The organism is Sphingobium sp. WCS2017Hpa-17 (assembly GCF_031843765.1).
Classification (GTDB): Bacteria; Pseudomonadota; Alphaproteobacteria; order Sphingomonadales; family Sphingomonadaceae; genus Sphingobium.
Genome location: NZ_JAVTIV010000007.1, coordinates 88,629 through 106,008, shown reverse-complemented (window position 1 = coordinate 106,008; position 17,380 = coordinate 88,629). Strand labels below are relative to the sequence as shown.

The following is a 17,380-nucleotide window of genomic DNA, read 5'->3' as shown; positions in this document are numbered from 1 at the left end:
TGATACTTTCATAGGGTATCCGGGCAGGGCAACGGACCGGTGCAATGCCTACTTGCTCCGATCCTTCCGCTCGGGCTGACAATCCTGTAACGGGCGGGGCTGATGGCTCCGCCCTTTCCCCTGCCCGCGCCCATGCGCCATGCCCTCGACCTTGCCCGCGCGGCCGAGGCGGCGGGCGAAGTGCCGATCGGCGCCGTCGTGACGAAGGATGGCGCCATCATCGGCGAGGGCGAGAATCGCAACCGCCGCGACAATGACCCCACCGCCCATGCCGAAATCGTCGCGATGCGCGCCGCCGCCGCGCATCTGGGCGACTATCGCCTGACCGGCTGCGACCTGTGGGTCACGCTGGAGCCCTGCCCGATGTGCACAGGCGCCATATCGCACGCCCGCATCGCCCGGCTTTATTATGCGGTGGGCGATCCCAAAGGCGGCGCAATCGAACAGGGGCCGCGCCTCTTCGCCCAGCCGCAATGCCTGCACCGCCCCGAAGTCTATGGCGGCCTCGCCGAAGCCGAAGCCTCAGCGCTGCTCCGCGACTTTTTCGCCGCCCGACGCTGAGTAATTGATCCGGTAAAGCTGGTACGGCAACGTCATGCCCGTCTTCAGCGTCACCGGCACCAGCCAGTTCGGAATCGCCCCCCGCATCAGCCCGGCATAGAAACCGCGCGGGCTGCGCGATTGGTAGATCGTCCCTTCCGGGAAGTTCGGGCAGACCAGCAGATAGGTGGCATGATGCTTCGCCGCGATCGTACGGAAGCCATCCGCCGGCCCGTCATAGGCATGGTGCATGTCCAGGATCGTCGCGCCGTTGCGATGATAGGGACCGGCGATAGCGCTATGATGCGTCGTCGCGATCAGGCGCGGCCCCAGATCGACCATGGTGAAGATGGTCGCGGGCGGCAACTGATCCAGCACCTCCAGCGCGGGCAGCGTGCGGCATCGCCCGTTCGCCTTCTTGATCGCGTCGGTGCGCGCGATCGCCGATGGGCGCCAGGGCCTGGGCTTCGTCCCCGTCGCCTCCTGATACAGCTTCACCAGTTGCGGATAGAGCGGATAGGCGCAGGCGATCGCCGCCAGCAGCGCCACGCCCACCCCGGCCGCGATCCGTACCCGGCGCGTCCCCGTCAGGACCGCCGCGACCAGCCGGTGCGCGGCCCAGGCGGCAGGCGGAATCGCCAGCAACTGCGCCGCCGGCCCGGCCCGCAACTGCCAGAAGAGCAGCGCGGTGGAAAAGAGCATCATCGCGCCGACCGTCGCCCAGGCCCAGAGCCGCTCGCTGTCCCGCCGCGCATCCCACAGCGCCCAGAGCAGACCGACCAGCCCCGCCGCCGGCACCGCCAGCAGCGGCACGACCATGGATTGCGCCTGCGCCGTGATCGGCTTGGCCTCCCGGATATTGGCGAGCCACAGCCGCTGCAACTCCGGCGAAATCTGATAGGGGGTCAGGCATTGCGGCCAGTTCAGATAGAAAAACGCCGCAACCGCGCCGCCCACGACAGCGCCCGCCGCCAATCGCACCGGCCATGTCCGCAGCGGCGCGATCGACAGGATCACCATGCCCGCGCCCGCCGCGCCGAACACCGCCACCCAGATGGGCGATATCGCGTCGCACACCATTTCGCGATTGGCGTAACTGGCAAACAGCACATAACAGAGCGACGTCGCCCCCGCGAGGCTCAGCCCATAGGGCAGCATCCGCCGCTCCGCCCCCGGCCGGAAGACCCAACGCAGCGCGATCAACCCGCCGCCCGCCGCCAGATAGACGATCATCTCCATGCCGATGGCGATCGACAGCGCGCTGCTGATCCCCGCCATCACCCCGCCGCGCAGGCGATTACCGTCGATCACGCCGGCCAGCATCGTCACCGCCAGCGCCAGTTGCCAGCCATGATGGTCGATCCGCATCGGCGCATACATGCCCAGCCCCATCTGCGCGGCCAGCGGCGCCAGCACCGCCAGCACCCAGCCGTTCGGCCCGGCCAGCCGCCGCCCGATAAAGCCCAGGCTCAGCATCAGCAGCAACAACGGCAGCAACGGCGCGATGGCGCAGGCCAGCCGGTCGGCCAGCCCCTGATCGACGAAGGCGCGAAAGAAGAGGATCAAACCCGCGATCGGAATGTCGACCAGCCGCGACCAGTGGATATTCGCCCCGCCCGGCGGATCGAGCCGATATTGGCGCAGGTCATACCAGCCCTGCCCCGCCAGCCAGTCCTTCACCTGCACATAGCGGATATTATCGTCCGTATCGCTCAGCACCAGCCAGTGAACGGCGGGCCAGCGCGTCGCGACCATGACGATGGCGATGACGATCCAGATCAGGAAGGTCAGCCATTTCCAGTGCCGCTGCGCATAAGCGGTCAGGATCGGCGCCCAATGGCGCGCGCGGGCGCACAGGATATCGCGGCTAGGCAAGGTCATGGCTGTCGATTAGACGCTCCGCATCAAAGCGCAACGGGGCCGGCCATGAAATATCTGTCACGACTTTATGCAGAACATGGCGCGCTCTTCTGGCAGATCGTCCGCTATGGCGTGACCGGCCTGTTCGTCACCGCCTGTCAGGCCGCGATCTACTGGAGCCTCGCGGCGCTCGCCGGCTTCCATCCGCAGGCCGCCAATTTCATCGGCTATCTCGCCGCCGTCGCGATCGGCTATGTCAGCCACAGCCTCTTCACCTTCCGCGGCCATGGCGGCGACACCAGCCACGCCGCGCGCGGCGCGAAATTCGTCATCGTCTCGCTGATCAGCTACGCCCTCAACGCGCTCTGGGTGTTCCTGTGCGTCACCCATATGGGCTGGCCCGAATGGTCCCCCATCCCCGCCATGCTCTTCGTGACGCCGGCAGTGATGTTCGGACTGAACCGGCAGTGGGTGTTTAGGTGATGACTTCCAACGACCAATGACGGACTTATCGTGCTCCTTCCCACTTACCCAATAGCCGTCACCCCAGCGAAGGCTGGGGTCTCAGGCGACAATAGAAGGAGGCTGGCCGTCTTGCGCTATCCGTCAACGCAGCGTGCGCCTGCCTGAGATCCCAGCCTTCGCTGGGATGACGGTTGAAGATCAAATGAAGGGACAAGTCCGCTACCGACCAGAAATTGCCGTTCAGCCTCTTTCGATGAAACCCTAAAAGCTGCCATACCTCGTTTTGGGTCATGGGAGTGACAGCCGTGGTGATTGTAGCGTCGTTGGTTTGGATACTGAATATAGCGTTTGGATTTTGGCGGGGATTTCACGATCTTTTGGATGGCAAACGTGGGCAGGCAGCCATCGGCATAATATGCGTGATGGGGGTGAATACGGTGTTGGGCTGGATGATCTACATGGCTGTCTCAACCAGCCATGATTTTTGAGCCTATCAGCTACCGACCATTTCTGGACTTTTACGGACGGAAATAGCTTCGCCAAAACCGGTCGTTGCAACTATGATTGCATTCAAGCAATCGCTCGAGGCTGTGTCATGACCGCTCTTATATTGGTTCCGCCACTTACGATTGTTGGCCTTAGCTACCTCCTCAGCGCAATTTTTGACGAACGCTTTCCTTTGCGATGGTGGCTGCTTCGACTTGGGCTTCTACCAATTATCTTTTTCGCGTTTGCGGTCTATGTTTCATCATTCCCGACACCGATCCCAGATAATTATGATCCAAATATTCATGGCAATCCGGGACGGGCAGATTTCGCGGCAATATTGGCATGGGGGCTTTTAGCTCCGGTAACTTATCTAATCATCGCGCTACCCACATCGACAGGCTACGCAATTTGGCGTCGGCTTCGAGACAAGCGGCAATCACACTGAGGCGTCTGATTTCAAACTATGGTGTTCCGGACCGGACAGTCCCCTAACCACCCAAAGCCCCCCCCTCAAATCGCCATCGCCACCTGCGGCAGCGCCCTGAGCCGCCCCATATCCCGCACCGGCGGCGCGCCGAAGAGGCGGCGATATTCGCGGCTGAATTGCGACGGGCTGTCATAGCCCACGCGAAACCCCGCCTCCGCCGCGTCCAGCCGGTCCGCCAGCATCAGCGTGCGCGCCGCCTGCAACCGCAACTGCTTCTGATATTGCAGCGGCGTCATCGCGGTCGCGCGGCGGAAATGCTCGTGGAAACTCGACACGCTCATCCCCGCCAGATCGGCCAGCCCCGGCCCATTATACGGCTCGCGGAAATGCGCCTTGAGCCAGCCGATCGCCCGCGCAATCTGCCCCGTCCGGCTCTCCCCCGCCGCGATCGCGCGCACGATGCCGCCGCTCGGCCCGGTCATCAGCCGCACCAGCAATTCCCGCTCGATGATCGGCGCCAGCAGCGGCGCGCCCGCCGGATCGCCCAGCAAAGCCGTCAGCCGGCTCGCCGCATCCAGCAATTCCGGCGTGATCGGATGCAGCGACAATGCGCTCCCCTCCGCCACCGGCGCGGCGGGCGGCAGTGAAATGGCGATATCGGACAGCAGCACCGGATCGAGATAGAGGCAGAAGCAGAGATAGGGCGCATCGTCGCTCGCCTGCGTCACCATGCCGGTGATCGGCAGGTCGAGCGAGGTGACCAGATAGCTGGCCGGCCCATAGGCCACCACGCTATCGCCCAGCATCACCCGCTTGGCCCCCTGCGCGATGATGCAGAGCGCGGGCCGCTGGAGCATATGCACCGGCTCGTCCGCATGGCTCCAGCGCACCAGCGTCAGGCGCGGGATGGCCGTATCGACGATCCCGTCGCCATCGGCATATCGGGCAATCTGCTGACCAAGGGCATCATGCGACATCTGGCTTTCTCCTTACCACCGATCTTATCCGTCATGCCTTCACCCGAACAGCCCGCCCATTCCACATCTGGAAAATCGTGCAATCATCGCGCAAGCCCATTCTACCGCCCCACCCTCATGATGGCGCATCCATAAGCCATCGGATCGACCGTCGATCCGCCCAATCTGGGAGACAGGACATGGCAATCGACACCAAAATCATCGCGATCACCGGCGCCAGCAGCGGCATTGGAGAAGGCACGGCGCGGCTGCTGGCGGCGCGCGGCGCGAAGCTGATGCTGGGCGCGCGGCGCACCGACCGGCTGGCCAGCCTTGCCGACGAACTCAACGCGGCCGGCGGCACGGTCGCCTTCCGCGCACTGGACGTCACCGACCGCGCCGATGTCGAGGCCTTCATCGCCGCGACGGAGGCCGAATTTGGCCGCATCGACGTGCTCGTCAACAATGCCGGCCTCATGCCGCTCTCGCGCTTCGACAGCCTGAAGGTGGATGAATGGGACCGGATGATCGACGTCAATATTCGCGGCGTCCTGCACGGCATTGCCGCCGCCCTGCCCCGGTTCAAGGCGCAGCGCAGCGGCCATTTCGTCAATATCTCATCGATCGGTGGCTATCGCGTCTGGCCGACCTGCGGCGTCTACAGCGCCACCAAATATGCGGTCCGCGCCATTTCCGATGGGCTGCGCATGGAACATGACGATATCCGCGTGACCGTGGTGTCGCCGGGCGTGGTGGAATCCGAACTGGCCGGCACCATCACCGAAGCGGGCGCCGCCGCCGCGATGCAGGATTTCCGTGCCATCGCCCTCACCCCGGACGCGATCGCCCGCGCCATCGCCTATGCGGTGGAACAGCCCGCCGATGTCGATGTCAACGAACTGATCGTGCGCCCGGTGCGGACGATGGATTGAGCGCATAGGCAAATGGGCCGCCTGACAATGAGGCGGCCCATTTACATGACACCCACTTTCGTTCGCCCTGAGCCTGTCGAAGCCTGTCCTGAGCGACTGCTGCAAGCAGTCAGTCGAAGGGGGCGGTTCAGATCAATGCACGAACCGCGCCACCACATCGCGGTACGACCGGCTGACCTTCACCTGCGCGCCGCTTTCCAGCACCAGGAAACATTCGCCATTGGTGTGGGGCTTCACCTGCCGCACCTGGCTCAGATTCACGATGGTCGAGCGATGCACGCGCTGGAAATTGCGCGGGTCCAGCCGCTTTTCCAGATCCTTCATCGTCTCGCGCAGGATCAGCGAATTGTCGGCGGTATAGATGCACATATAGTCGCCCGCCGCGTCGATCCGCTCGATCGAATCCACGTCGACGCGGAAAATCTGGCCGCGATCCTTGATGTTGATCAGCTTTTCGAACCGGCTGGATGCGGGCGAATCATCGTCGGTCACGAAATCGCTCATCGCCTGCGGCGCGACTTCGGCCAGTACCTCGCGCAGCTTTTCGACTTCCTGCACCTGCCGCTTTTCGTTCAGCCGCTGGCGCACGCGGTCCAGCGCGTCGGCCAGACGGCCTTCGTCCACCGGCTTCATGAGGTAATCGACCGCCTGCGCCTCGAACGCGCGGATCGCATGGTCGCTATAGGCGGTGCAGAAGATGACGAGGGGCGGCTCCACCTCCATCAGGCCCTGCACGACGGAAAAGCCGTCGAAGCCGGGCATCTGAATGTCGAGGAACACAAGGTCGGGTTTATGCGTCTTGATCGCGCGGATGGCTTCGCGGCCGTTGTTGCAGGTTTCGATAATTTCGACATCCTCATGCGCTTGCAGACGCAGCTGGAGCCCTTGAATGGCCAGGCTTTCGTCATCGACGAGGATTGTTCTGATGGTCATGCGGCCACTTTCGATGTTTCATCCATGTTAAGCGGAAATTCGATGATGACCGAAAATCCGCCCGGCGTGGAACGCGTTTCGAAGCTCTGTCGTTCCCCGAAGGCCTGAATTAATCGGTCCCGGATGTTCGGCAGGCCCACGCCCGTCCCCTCGCTCATGGGAATGTGCGGCTTCATTCCGCCTTCGTTCAATCCCGGCCCGCTGTCCGATACGACGATCCGGACGTTATCCCCGGCAGGCTGCGCCGTAACCGCGATTTCGGCCCCCTCCTCCTTGGGCGTCACCGCATATTTGATCGCATTTTCGACCAGCGGCTGGAGCAGGAGCGACGGCAGCCGCGCCTGCGCCACCGCCGGGTCGATGGTGAAGACCGGGCGCAGCCGATCCTCGAACCGCATCTTCTCTATCTCCAGATAAAGTTTCAGCGTCTCGATTTCCTGCTCGATCGTCACCTGCGCGGTCGGCTCGTTGATCAGCGTATAGCGCAGGAAGGAGGAGAGCCGCGACAGCATCGCATTGGCCCGGTCGGTCTGCTTAAGCAGCACCAGCGTGGAAATGCTGTTGAGCGTATTGAACAGGAAATGCGGGTTCAGCTGATACCGCAGCATCGCCAGCTGCGCGTTCGCCGCCTGATTCTCCAGCCGCAGCAGCTGATCCGCCTGCTCCTCCACCGTCAAGTAAAAATTGATCGCATAATAAAGCGACGACCATGCCCCCAGCAGCGTCATCGACAGATAGAAGGCGCCCAGAAACAGTTGCAGCCCCGCCGTCTCGCTTGCCCGGTTCTGCGTCGAAAACACCCAGGCGTCGATGAACGCGACCAGCGCCGCAGCGGCCACCACCGTCACGATCGACACGCCCCAGGTAATGATCGGCCGCTTCTTGACCAGAAAGCGGAACATCACCGCGATCAGCAGCGTCACCGAATAACCGCTGACGGTGGAAATCAGCACCGGCACCAGGCTGGAGAGCGGCTGGCCATTGGCGATGGTGGACGATCCGCGCAGCAGGAAGGCCCCGGCCCATCCCAGCGACTGGAGATTCCAGAAGGCGCGATTCTTGTCAGCGAAGAAGGGCTGCGGCTTGATGCGGGGAACGGTGACGGACATTGCGTCCAGACTTAGAGTGATTTCGAGTGAAATGGAACATTTCACGGCTCGGAAATCACGGCAGACAAAAACTGGACCACGATTTCGATTCAATCAAAATCCAACGAGGTCCACACCATTTATGCCGACGGTCAAAGATGCTTGTTCCGGGCTGCCGCTATATCCCTCTCCGCTGCGGGGGAGAGGGCTGCGCAGACTTGGCAGCTTGCTGCCTAGTCGCAGCTGGGTGAGTGGGATGCGACGTCACAAGCCAAGCGCAACCACTGCGCCAGGTTTCCTCATCCAAATCCGCATCAAGCCGCCGCGGCCGGCTCTTCCGTCATCGGCGTCACCTCGTCGGTGCACAGCCAGACCAGATCGGCCAGTTCCAGCGTGCGCCCGTCATGCGCCAATATGCCGATCGGCCGGATCGGCTGGCCATCGCGCTTGTCGGCCAGCACCTGACAGGCGGGGGTGCCGCAGCCCCATTTCTCGCCCCACTGGCGCAGCGCGATCATGGCCGGCGCCAGCCCCTGCCCCTTTTCGGTCAGCCGATATTCGACCTTGCGCCGGTCGCATTGCATAGGCTGGCGCACCAAAATGCCGTTCTCGACCAGCCGCGACAGGCGGTTGGCCAATATGTTGCGGGCGATACCCAGCGTGGACTGAAACTCCTCGAAATGGCGGATGCCCGACAGCGCGCCGCGCAGGATGAGGAACGACCAGCGTTCGCCCATCATCTCCAGCGCGCTGGGCAACGCGCATTGTTCCAGATCCTGAGCAAGGTTATGTTTCATGACCGTCACGCATAGCGCAAAGCAACAGGCGTTGCAAAATCGCAGCCTTATTCATGCCAAATGGGATTTTTTTGTTGCACCGCAAGCCCGTTCTCACACAATCGGGCAACGATGCTGCGTCAATATGAACTTGTCGAACGGGTAAAGCGCTACGATCCGGATGCGGACGAAGCGATGATCAACCGCGCCTACGTCTTTTCGGTCCAGAAACATGGCTCGCAAAAACGTGCCAGCGGCGACCCCTATTTCAGCCACCCGATCGAGGTGGCGGGCATCCTGACCGACTTCAACCTGGACGACCAGACGATCGTGACCGCGCTGCTGCACGACACGATCGAAGATACGCTCGTCACCTATGAGGAGATCGAAAGCGCGTTCGGCAAGGATGTCGCGCGCATGGTCGACGGCGTGACGAAGCTGTCCAAGATCGAAGCCATGTCCGAAAATGAGCGGGCGGCGGAAAATCTCCGCAAATTCCTGCTCGCCATGTCGGACGACATCCGCGTGCTGCTGGTGAAGCTGGCCGACCGGCTGCACAATATGCGCACGCTGCACTTCATCAAGAATCCCGACAAGCGCCGCCGCATCGCCAAGGAGACGATGGATATCTATGCCCCGCTTGCCGAACGCATCGGCATGTATGATTTCATGCGGGAAATGCAGTTGCTCTCCTTCCGCGAGATCGAGCCGGAAGCCTATGCCAGCATCACCAAGCGGCTGGAGCAGCTGAAGGAAGGCGGCCATGACAAGGTCGACCGGATCGGCGCCGAACTGCAATTGCTGCTGGCGGGCAAGGGCATGTCGGTCAGCGTCTCCGGCCGCGAAAAACACCCCTATTCCATCTTCAGGAAGATGCAGGAACGCCACATCAGCTTCGAGCAGCTGACCGACGTCATGGCCTTCCGCGTCATCACCGACAGCCATGAGGATTGCTACCGCGCGCTCGGCATCATCCACCAGACCTTCAAGATGGTGCCCGGCCGGTTCAAGGATTATATCTCCACGCCCAAGCGCAACGGCTATCAGTCGCTGCACACCACGGTCATCCATCAGGACAATGCCCGGATCGAAGTGCAGATTCGCAGCCGCGACATGCATAATGACGCGGAACTCGGCCTCGCCGCGCACTGGGCCTATAAGCAGAAGGGGGACGCCACCGACCATCATGCCGCCTGGCTGCGCGACCTCGTCGAAATCCTGGAACAGAGCCAGGATGCCGACGAACTGCTCGAACATACCCGCATGGCCATGTATCAGGACCGCATCTTCGCCTTCTCGCCCAAGGGCGAACTGCATCAGATGCCCAAGGGGTCGACCCCGGTCGACTTCGCCTATGCCGTCCACACATCGCTCGGCAACCAGACGGTGGGGGCCAAGGTCAATGGCCGCGTCGTGCCGCTGCGCACCAATCTTGAAAATGGCGATCAGGTCGAAATCCTGAAATCCGAAGGGCAGGAACCGCAACCGGGCTGGCTGACCTTCGCCATCACCGGCAAGGCCCGCGCCGCCATCCGCCGCTATATCCGCCAGAAACAGCGGGGCGAGGAAATCAAGCTGGGCGAGAAACTCTATGAGGAAATCGTCAGCCGCTTCTCCCCCGACCTTGCCAAGGAGCTGGGCGACAAGGCCGTGACCGCCGCCCTCAAGCGCCTGAAGCTGGAGGATCGCGCCGCGCTGATGGTGGCGATCGCCACCCATCGCCTGCTCGACAGCGAAGTGATGGAGGCGCTGATCCCCGGCTCCACCTCGCATGAGGGCATGGAAGAAGCCCATCCGCGCCAGCATGAGCCGGTGTCCATTCGCGGCCTGACGCCCGGCATCGCCTATAATCTGGGCGATTGCTGCCATCCCGTGCCCGGCGACCGCATCGTCGGCGTCCGCCGCACCGGCGAACCGATCGAGGTCCACACCATCGACTGCCGATCGCTGGAGGTGGAGCAGGACGACGACTGGGTCGACCTTAGCTGGGACAGCAAGTCGAAGGGCGGCACCGCCCGCCTCTCCGTCATCGTCAAGAACCAGCCGGGCGCCCTCGCCGCCGTCGCCAATGTCTTCGGCGCAACCAAGGCGAACATCCTCAACCTGCAACTGGTCAACCGCGAAGGCCCCTTCCACACCGACATCATCGATCTGGAAGTCGCCGACGCGCAGCATCTCAACCGCATCCTGTCGGCGTTGCGCGCGATCGACGTGGTGGTGCAGGCCGACCGGGTCTGAGGCGCGCTTTGAAAATGCCCGTTCGGGCATTTTCAAAGCGAGATGATAGGAGATGTCCCACCTCCGTTCGTCCTGAGTAGCCGCTGAGCGAAGTCGAAGTGGCGTATCGAAGTACGGCTGTTCAATGCCTTCGATACAGGCATCCCAGGCGCTCGGTCCCTGTTCAGCACGAACGCTTCTATCCTACCCGTGCTAAAGCTACGCAGGCATCATCCATAAAAAAGGGGCGGAGAATATCCGCCCCTTCCTTTAATCCTGATGCCCGGACCCGATCACATCGTGATCTTGGCTCCCGCATACATATAACGGCCGACATAGCTGATCGGATAGTTGCTCGACGCGATCGAGGGCTGCTGGTCGAACAGGTTGTTCGCACCGACATAGAAGCGGAACCGCTCGTCCACATCATAGGCGACATAAATGTCGTGCTGCCACTTTTCCTTGTAGCGCAGATATTCCGGTGCCGCGATGTCGGGATTGGCGTTGGTCTGTTCCAGCTCGTACCGGCGCGTCTTGCTGAACCAGCTGATGCCATAGTTGACCGTCAGCTTGTCCAGCGTCCAGGTGATGTCGCCGGTCGCGTTCCACTTGGGATAATAGGCTTCCTCCCGATCGATATCGACGGCGGCGCCGGGGGTGGCGATGAATTCCAGCTTGTTGAGATAACCGCCGACCAATGTGAGCGCGAAATTGCCGGCCTTGGCCGTCTTGAAGCCGTAGTTCAGTTTGAAATCCGCGCCCGACGTCCGGAAATTGGCCACATTCTGCGGCTGGACGAACCAGCCATTGATATAGCCGGTGGTCGCATCGCGGCTGATATTGCCGCAGAATACATTGTCCAGGCTGGGCTGGTCGACGCACAGTTCAGCGACTTCCTCGGCCGTGGCAGAGTTGATCGCATTTTTCAGCTTGATGTCATACCAGTCGAACGAGGCGATCAGGCCGGGGATGAAGCTGGGACGCAGCACCACGCCCGCCGTCCAGGTCCGCGCCGTTTCCTCGCGCAGGTTGCGGTTGCCGCCGGTGTTGCCGGGCAGGCTGACCGTGGCGGTCGGGTCGTTCTCCGGATTGAAGGCGGCGATCTGCGCAGGTGACAGACCCAGCGCGCTCAGTGTCGCTTGGCAATTGGCGACGCGATATTGCGTCCCCTCGTTGATATAGACCGGATCGCACGGATCGCCGATGAAGGCATAGCTGCCGTTCAGCGGCGCGAACAATTCGTTGATGTTCGGCGCGCGCACCGCCTGTGACCAGGTACCCCGGAAGCTGATGTCGGGAATCGGTGCATAGACGCCATCGACCTTCCAGGTCGTGGTCTTGCCGATGGTCGAATAATCCGACAGGCGCAACGCCGCGCCGAAGCTCAGATTATAGGCGAACGGCACTTCCTTGAGCACCGGAACCGACAATTCGCCGAAGATTTCCTTCACGTCGAAACTGCCGCGCGAATTCTGCTGCGCGGCAAAATCGGCCAGCGCGCCCTGCTTCAGCAGATCATCGGTGATGAACAGGCTCTTTTCCTTGCGATACTCTGCGCCCAGCGCAAAGCCGATCGGACCGCCCGGCAGTTCGAAGAACTGGCCGAAATCGCCGGAGATCGATCCCGATATCACATGCTGCTGGATCTTGGCGCGGTTCATGATGTCCGCATTGACCCAGTCGAGCGCCGCCTGGCTGGGCGATCCATTGCCCAGCAGGTTGAGCGGACGACACCCGCTACCCGCGCCCGGCGTGAAGGTGGTCGCCGGCGCATCATAATTGTCGGGATTGATGTTGCCCGTCGGGTCCAGATCCGATCGGCAGACAATCTGGCCCGTCGCCGGATCGCGCACCGCGTCGATCGCCGCCCAGTACCGGTCGCCGATGCGATAGTCGGTCAGCAGCACCTTCGATTTGGTCTGCCCGAACGTATAGGACAGTTCATATTTCGCATGATCGGAAATCGCGCCCTCGAACCCGCCGACGAAGCGCATCGTCTCGCGGCTGTTCTTCTCGCCGCGCACGCCCATGTCGAAATTGTCGCGCGACACCAGCGCGCCTTCGGGCGCCAGATCGCCGAACTGGTCCTGCAAATAGGCATTGTCCGGCGACAAATAGGTGAAGAAGTCGAACGAAGGCTGCGCCAGCGTCTTCGTCCTGTTCTTCACATATTTGGCTTCGAAGAAGAATTTCACCGCATCGCTGAAATCATAATGCGACAGCAGGTTGAAATTATGCACCCGGTTATAGGCCTGCAAATCGCCCTGATAGCCGGCCAGCGGCGTGCTGTCCCCGCCCTGCGTCAGGCCGCCCGAAGACGGCAGCAGCAGGCCGCGATCATAGACCTTGCCCTCGCCGGTGAAGTCCGGGATGCCATCGAAATCGACGTCGATCGCGCCGCCCAGCGAACTGTCGGCATAGCGCAGATTGTTGAACGGCCGGCGGTCGGGCACATTGGGATTGTCGGGAATGTCCGCCGGATCACGCACGATGCCATAGGTATGGAGCGGATCGCCCGTGCGGCTGCGATTGAAGCTGCTCAGCCGGTCCTGCTCACGAAACTCGTAGGACAACGCGATATTGCCACGCCCGTCGCTGAAATTCTTGCCATAGGTCAGCGATCCGTAGCGCTGGCCCGCATCGCCCCGGCTGGAAATGCCGACCTGCCCGCTCGCCTTGAAACCCTCGAAATTGCGCATCAGGCGGAAATTGACCACGCCCGACACGCCGTCCGCGCCATAAATGGCCGACGCGCCGCCGGTCAGCACGTCCACGCCTTCGATCAGGTCGTTGGGGATAGTGTTGATGTCGACGGCCGCCGACCCGGCCAGGCTCGCCACATGGCGGCGACCATTGACCAGCACCAGCGTGCGATCCTCACCCAGACCGCGCAGGTCGAGCAGCGCGACGCCGACCGCGCCGAAATCGCTGTTGGACCCGGACGTCCGCGCCCCGCCCAGCGAATTGATCAGCGCCGGATTCTGCGCCAGCGTATCGATGATCTGGACGTTGCCCGACTGTTCCAGCGTCGCGGCCGTCACCGTCACCAGCGGGTTGGCGATATTGTAATCGCTGCGCTGGATACGGCTGCCGGTGACGACGATGGTGTCGCCATCATCGGCGGGTGTAGCATCCTGTGCCAGCGCGGGAAGGGCGAACAGGGTCGTGAGCGCGCTGGCCGCAAGGAGCCTGCGCGCCGCCGCAGCGGTGCGTTGCATGAAATATCCCTCTGTTTCCGAAGCTCTAGGGGGAGAGCCCGATCAACGGAAAACGCCAAAAGCGCAGGGCGGGATCAACCGCGCTGCGACGAATGGAGAGCATTGTAGCGCTTTTGTTGCCAACTGTAGCATCACTGCAACACGGCATGATTAACGGAAACTGACCGGCAAAACCGCCCGGAATCCGCTCTTTCCGCTACGGCATTGGACTTATTCGCCCACGGCCTCGGCCCGCGCGATCAGCGCCTGTGCTTCCTCGACATGCATCGTCTCGATCATGCGCCCCTCGAACCGTTCCGCCCCGCCGGTCGCCGCCTCGACCAGCCGGCGTGCGTCCGCCAGCGCCTGCGCGTCCGGGCCGAACACCTGATTGGCGACCGTCACCTGGCTCGGATGGATCAGCGTCTTGCCGTCGAAGCCCAGCGCATGGCCCTCGGCACATTCCGCCTCCAGCCCCGCCTCGTCGTCCAGCCGGTTGAACACGCCGTCGAACACCGCAATGTCCGCCGCCCGCGCCGCCAGCACCACCGCCTGCATCGCATGGCTCAGCCCCGCCCGCCCGGCCGACGGCGGGATGCCCAGATCCTTGCGCAGGTCGTTATTGCCCATGAACAGCCCGGCACAGCCCTCCGCCCGCGCAATCTCCACCGCCGCCAGCACGCCCTGCGCGCTTTCGATCATCGCGATCACCGGCTTGTGGCAGACGCTGAACACATCCTTGACCTGCCGGGCATGCTCCACCTTGGGCAGCACGATATAATCGACCGCCGCCGTCTTGGCCGCGACCATCTCCACCCCATGCCAGGACGTCCCCTCGACATTGATCCGCAACGCCGTGATCCGCTCGCCAAAGCCCTCTGCCAGCGCCGCGACCGCCCCGTCGCGCGCGCTGTCCTTGGCTTCATCCGGCACCGCGTCCTCCAGATCCAGTATCACCATGTCGCAGGGCAGCGTCCGCGCCTTGGCGATGGCGCGCACGTTGGACGCGGGCAGGAACAGGATGGAACGGGCATGGCGCAACTGCATGGACACTCTCCGTGTGGCCTTGGATGGCTTCACCCTCCCGTTAGCCAATAGCCAGCCCGCTCCCAACCCCCAATCGTACCGGGCGACGGAAACCCGTCGCCCGGCGGAGCATCAGAAGTCCACCGTCGCCGACAGCCACAGCCGCCGCCCTTCCTGATTGATCGAATAGGCTGGCGTATAGACGGTGTTCGCGCCGCTCATATACGGCACATAGACGGCAAAATCGGTGTCCAGCACGTTATAGACCGTCGCCGCCAGACGGAAGGCCGGTGTGATCGCGTAGGAACCACCGACATGGAACACCTCATAGCTGCGGAAATCGTTGACCGCGACCTGCTGCGCATTATTGCCACGATAGCGACTGGACCGGATTTCCGCCCGCGCCCAGACGCTGGACTTTTCGCCCAGCTTCCAGCGCAGATTGCCGTTCAACATATGCTTGGGCATGCCGATCAGCGGCAAGCCTTCCTCTGATCCGCTCAGTTGCTCCGTTTCGGTATAGGTATAGTTCGCCGACAGCGACAAAGCGGGGGTGAACTGGAAACGGGTCGCCACTTCGGCCCCGCGCGTCCGCGCCTTATCGATATTGACCGACTGGCCGAGCAGATCGACGGTCGGGAACGGCCCGACATCAAGGCAACCGGGCCGGTTCGGATTACCCGCGAACTGACAGTTGGGGATACCTGTGCCCGTCGCGATCTTGTCGGTGAAGTCGTTGTTGAACAGGGTCACATTGCCGCTGAAGAAGCCCTGCGCGTCATAATAGAGGCCCGCTTCATAGCTGGTGCTGGTTTCGGGCGTCAGGTCCGGCGATCCGATCAGCGGAATACGCCCCTGCCCCCCGAAGCCGATGATGCCGCTGGCGATCTGCTCGACCCGCGGCGTCTTGAAGCCACGGCTGACACCACCCTTCAGCGTCAGCGCCTCATTGATGTTCCACACACCATAGATGCGCGGCGACCATTTATCGCCGAAGGTGCTGTGATTGTCGTAGCGCGCGCCGCCGGTGATGTTGAACCCGTCCGTCACGGTCAAAGTCGCTTCGGCAAAGCCCGCCCACTGGGTGAACTTGAACGGCTCGGGGGCAACGCCCTCGACCATCCGCGCCTTCCAATATTGGCCACCCACGGTGAAGGCGACTGGCCCGACCTTCCCGGCAAAGCGCGAATCCAATATGTCGTTGCGCGCTTCCAACGTCCGCGCGCTGCCCGGCGTGGCGCCCGGCGTGCCATTGGGGATCAGGCGGCCGATCGTTTCCGTCTCATTGCGGGTCAGCGTCGTATCCAGCTGGCCAAAGCCCATGCGCCATGTATGCGCCGCGACATAGTTGGAACGGTTGAACCGCTGTTCCGGCGCATAGCCGCCCGAACCCAGCGTGCCCAGTTGCCCCTCGCTATTGTCATAATTCTGCTCGTTGCGGTCGAACTCGAACCACAAATCATGATCGGCATGGGGCGTCAGGCTCAGCCGCGCGCCATAATTATAGACGTCCGACCGCACCGGATTGCGCCCCAGCGTCAGCGCCGGATCGCCCGGAATATCGATATTCGATCCCTCGCGATGGAACACGCTGCCCCGCAGCGTCAGCCCCAGCAGGTCGCGGATCACCGGCCCCTGCATGAAGCCGTTCACCGACTGGATATTACCGAACCGGTCGTCGCCCTGGATCGTGCTTTCCGCGCTCGCCGTGCCGACCCAGCGGTCGCCGACCTTGCGGGTGATGATATTCACCACGCCGCCCATCGCGTCCGACCCATAGAGCGTGGACATCGGCCCGCGCACCACCTCGATCCGGTCGATCGCGGCAAAGGGCGGCATGAAGCTGGTCGACGTTTCGCCAAAGCCGTTCGGCGTCACCCCGCCCGGCGCATTCTGGCGACGGCCGTCGATCAGGACCAGCGTATAGTCGCTGGGCATGCCGCGAATGGAGATGTTGAGGCCACCGGTCTTGCCCGCTTCGCCGCCGACGTCGATGCCCGGCACGTCCTGAAGCGCTTCGGCCAGGCTGCCGAACCGCTTTTCCTGCAATTCCTCGCGCCCCAGCACGGTGATGCTGGCCGGCGCCTCGACGATATTCTGCTCATAGCCCGCCGCCGTCACGACGATCGCGGAGCTGCTGTCGCCCTCCGCCGGCCCGGCCTCCGGCGTCGCCTCGGCCGCGATCGCCACCTGCCCCATCATCGCCAGCGCCAGCACCCCGGCCCCACCAAAAGCCCGCGCCACAACACCCAACCGCGTCGACCCCATAAATCCCCCTCAAAGCTAATGCGAATGCGTCTCACTAATACGCCCGCCGTTGAGAGGTGCCGCAAGGGGATGTCAATGAAGTGGAGCGGGTCGGGAGTGAGGGAAACCATTCGTTACAGAGGGGAGACGGATTGGCGGCGGATGGGATGGGTTGGGCATTGCAGACAGCGCGGCAGCCATATTTGTCACGCCATGGCGACGATCCG

Annotated in this window: 14 protein-coding genes; 6 read left to right on the top strand and 8 right to left on the bottom strand. The window is 62.8% G+C overall.

Annotation, left to right across the window (positions count from 1 at the left end; all coding sequences use genetic code 11):
* Nucleotides 1-102 precede the first annotated feature (102 nt).
* The gene (locus tag RQH62_RS12510) at nt 103-561 is read left to right on the top strand and encodes a nucleoside deaminase (RefSeq protein ID WP_311269083.1); all 459 of its coding nucleotides are present in this window, start codon (nt 103-105) and stop codon (nt 559-561) included.
* Here RQH62_RS12510 and RQH62_RS12505 read toward each other — a convergent pair.
* Nucleotides 523-2,421 carry a hypothetical protein gene (locus RQH62_RS12505; RefSeq protein WP_311269082.1) on the bottom strand — a complete coding sequence of 633 codons (1,899 nt, stop codon included), beginning with the start codon at nt 2,419-2,421 and terminating at the stop codon, nt 523-525. The genes RQH62_RS12510 and RQH62_RS12505 overlap by 39 nt on opposite strands.
* A gap of 45 nt (nt 2,422-2,466) precedes the next feature.
* On the opposite strand from RQH62_RS12505, the gene RQH62_RS12500 reads away from it, so the two are divergent.
* From RQH62_RS12500 to RQH62_RS12490, 3 genes are all read left to right on the top strand, one after another.
* Nucleotides 2,467-2,883, top strand: a complete 417-nt coding sequence (locus RQH62_RS12500) for a GtrA family protein (RefSeq protein ID WP_311269081.1) — start codon at nt 2,467-2,469, stop codon at nt 2,881-2,883.
* A gap of 287 nt (nt 2,884-3,170) precedes the next feature.
* Nucleotides 3,171-3,353 (top strand): hypothetical protein, encoded by a 183-nt coding sequence (locus RQH62_RS12495; RefSeq protein WP_311269080.1) that lies wholly within the window; start codon nt 3,171-3,173, stop codon nt 3,351-3,353.
* 107 nt (nt 3,354-3,460) lie between these two features.
* Nucleotides 3,461-3,799 carry a hypothetical protein gene (locus tag RQH62_RS12490; protein ID WP_311269079.1) on the top strand — a complete coding sequence of 113 codons (339 nt, stop codon included), beginning with the start codon at nt 3,461-3,463 and terminating at the stop codon, nt 3,797-3,799.
* Nucleotides 3,800-3,864: 65 nt separating this feature from the next.
* Here RQH62_RS12490 and RQH62_RS12485 read toward each other — a convergent pair whose 3' ends face one another.
* Nucleotides 3,865-4,758, bottom strand: coding sequence for an AraC family transcriptional regulator (locus RQH62_RS12485; RefSeq protein WP_311269078.1), 894 nt, complete (start codon nt 4,756-4,758; stop codon nt 3,865-3,867).
* A 179-nt stretch (nt 4,759-4,937) separates the two neighbouring features.
* Here RQH62_RS12485 and RQH62_RS12480 point away from each other — a divergent pair, with 179 nt between their 5' ends.
* On the top strand, nt 4,938-5,669 hold the full coding sequence (locus RQH62_RS12480) for an SDR family oxidoreductase (RefSeq protein ID WP_311269077.1): 732 nt from the start codon (nt 4,938-4,940) through the stop codon (nt 5,667-5,669).
* 132 nt (nt 5,670-5,801) lie between these two features.
* Here the strand turns inward: RQH62_RS12480 and RQH62_RS12475 are convergent, their stop codons facing one another.
* The 3 genes from RQH62_RS12475 to RQH62_RS12465 all read right to left on the bottom strand — a co-directional run bounded on the left by RQH62_RS12475 (nt 5,802) and on the right by RQH62_RS12465 (nt 8,487).
* A complete protein-coding gene (locus tag RQH62_RS12475; RefSeq protein WP_311269076.1) occupies nt 5,802-6,602 on the bottom strand; it encodes a LytTR family DNA-binding domain-containing protein in 801 nt (266 codons plus the stop codon).
* Nucleotides 6,599-7,711: a histidine kinase gene (locus RQH62_RS12470; protein WP_311269075.1), complete on the bottom strand. Its 1,113-nt coding sequence runs from the start codon at nt 7,709-7,711 to the stop codon at nt 6,599-6,601. The genes RQH62_RS12475 and RQH62_RS12470 overlap by 4 nt, the downstream gene beginning before the upstream one ends.
* Before the next feature lie 293 nt (nt 7,712-8,004).
* Nucleotides 8,005-8,487 carry a helix-turn-helix domain-containing protein gene (locus tag RQH62_RS12465; RefSeq protein ID WP_311269074.1) on the bottom strand — a complete coding sequence of 161 codons (483 nt, stop codon included), beginning with the start codon at nt 8,485-8,487 and terminating at the stop codon, nt 8,005-8,007.
* Between the two features lie 111 nt (nt 8,488-8,598).
* Between RQH62_RS12465 and RQH62_RS12460 the strand changes: the two genes are divergently transcribed.
* On the top strand, nt 8,599-10,704 hold the full coding sequence (locus tag RQH62_RS12460) for a bifunctional (p)ppGpp synthetase/guanosine-3',5'-bis(diphosphate) 3'-pyrophosphohydrolase (RefSeq protein ID WP_311269073.1): 2,106 nt from the start codon (nt 8,599-8,601) through the stop codon (nt 10,702-10,704).
* A 272-nt stretch (nt 10,705-10,976) separates the two neighbouring features.
* Here the strand turns inward: RQH62_RS12460 and RQH62_RS12455 are convergent, their stop codons facing one another.
* The 3 genes from RQH62_RS12455 to RQH62_RS12445 all read right to left on the bottom strand — a co-directional run bounded on the left by RQH62_RS12455 (nt 10,977) and on the right by RQH62_RS12445 (nt 17,108).
* The gene (locus tag RQH62_RS12455) at nt 10,977-13,901 is read right to left on the bottom strand and encodes a TonB-dependent receptor domain-containing protein (protein WP_311269072.1); all 2,925 of its coding nucleotides are present in this window, start codon (nt 13,899-13,901) and stop codon (nt 10,977-10,979) included.
* Between the two features lie 210 nt (nt 13,902-14,111).
* Nucleotides 14,112-14,927, bottom strand: a complete 816-nt coding sequence (locus RQH62_RS12450) for a CoA ester lyase (RefSeq protein ID WP_311269071.1) — start codon at nt 14,925-14,927, stop codon at nt 14,112-14,114.
* A 111-nt stretch (nt 14,928-15,038) separates the two neighbouring features.
* Nucleotides 15,039-17,108, bottom strand: a complete 2,070-nt coding sequence (locus tag RQH62_RS12445) for a TonB-dependent receptor domain-containing protein (RefSeq protein ID WP_311269157.1) — start codon at nt 17,106-17,108, stop codon at nt 15,039-15,041.
* Nucleotides 17,109-17,380: the final 272 nt, after the last annotated feature.

Coding starts and splice junctions, on each gene's coding strand:
- RQH62_RS12510 (WP_311269083.1), top strand. CDS start 103: ATGGCTCCGCCCTTTCCCCTGCCCGCGCCCATGCGCCATGCCCTCGAC.
- RQH62_RS12505 (WP_311269082.1), bottom strand. CDS start 2,421: ATGACCTTGCCTAGCCGCGATATCCTGTGCGCCCGCGCGCGCCATTGG.
- RQH62_RS12500 (WP_311269081.1), top strand. CDS start 2,467: ATGAAATATCTGTCACGACTTTATGCAGAACATGGCGCGCTCTTCTGG.
- RQH62_RS12490 (WP_311269079.1), top strand. CDS start 3,461: ATGACCGCTCTTATATTGGTTCCGCCACTTACGATTGTTGGCCTTAGC.
- RQH62_RS12485 (WP_311269078.1), bottom strand. CDS start 4,758: ATGTCGCATGATGCCCTTGGTCAGCAGATTGCCCGATATGCCGATGGC.
- RQH62_RS12480 (WP_311269077.1), top strand. CDS start 4,938: ATGGCAATCGACACCAAAATCATCGCGATCACCGGCGCCAGCAGCGGC.
- RQH62_RS12475 (WP_311269076.1), bottom strand. CDS start 6,602: ATGACCATCAGAACAATCCTCGTCGATGACGAAAGCCTGGCCATTCAA.
- RQH62_RS12470 (WP_311269075.1), bottom strand. CDS start 7,711: ATGTCCGTCACCGTTCCCCGCATCAAGCCGCAGCCCTTCTTCGCTGAC.
- RQH62_RS12465 (WP_311269074.1), bottom strand. CDS start 8,487: ATGAAACATAACCTTGCTCAGGATCTGGAACAATGCGCGTTGCCCAGC.
- RQH62_RS12460 (WP_311269073.1), top strand. CDS start 8,599: ATGCTGCGTCAATATGAACTTGTCGAACGGGTAAAGCGCTACGATCCG.
- RQH62_RS12455 (WP_311269072.1), bottom strand. CDS start 13,901: ATGCAACGCACCGCTGCGGCGGCGCGCAGGCTCCTTGCGGCCAGCGCG.
- RQH62_RS12450 (WP_311269071.1), bottom strand. CDS start 14,927: ATGCAGTTGCGCCATGCCCGTTCCATCCTGTTCCTGCCCGCGTCCAAC.
- RQH62_RS12445 (WP_311269157.1), bottom strand. CDS start 17,108: ATGATGGGGCAGGTGGCGATCGCGGCCGAGGCGACGCCGGAGGCCGGG.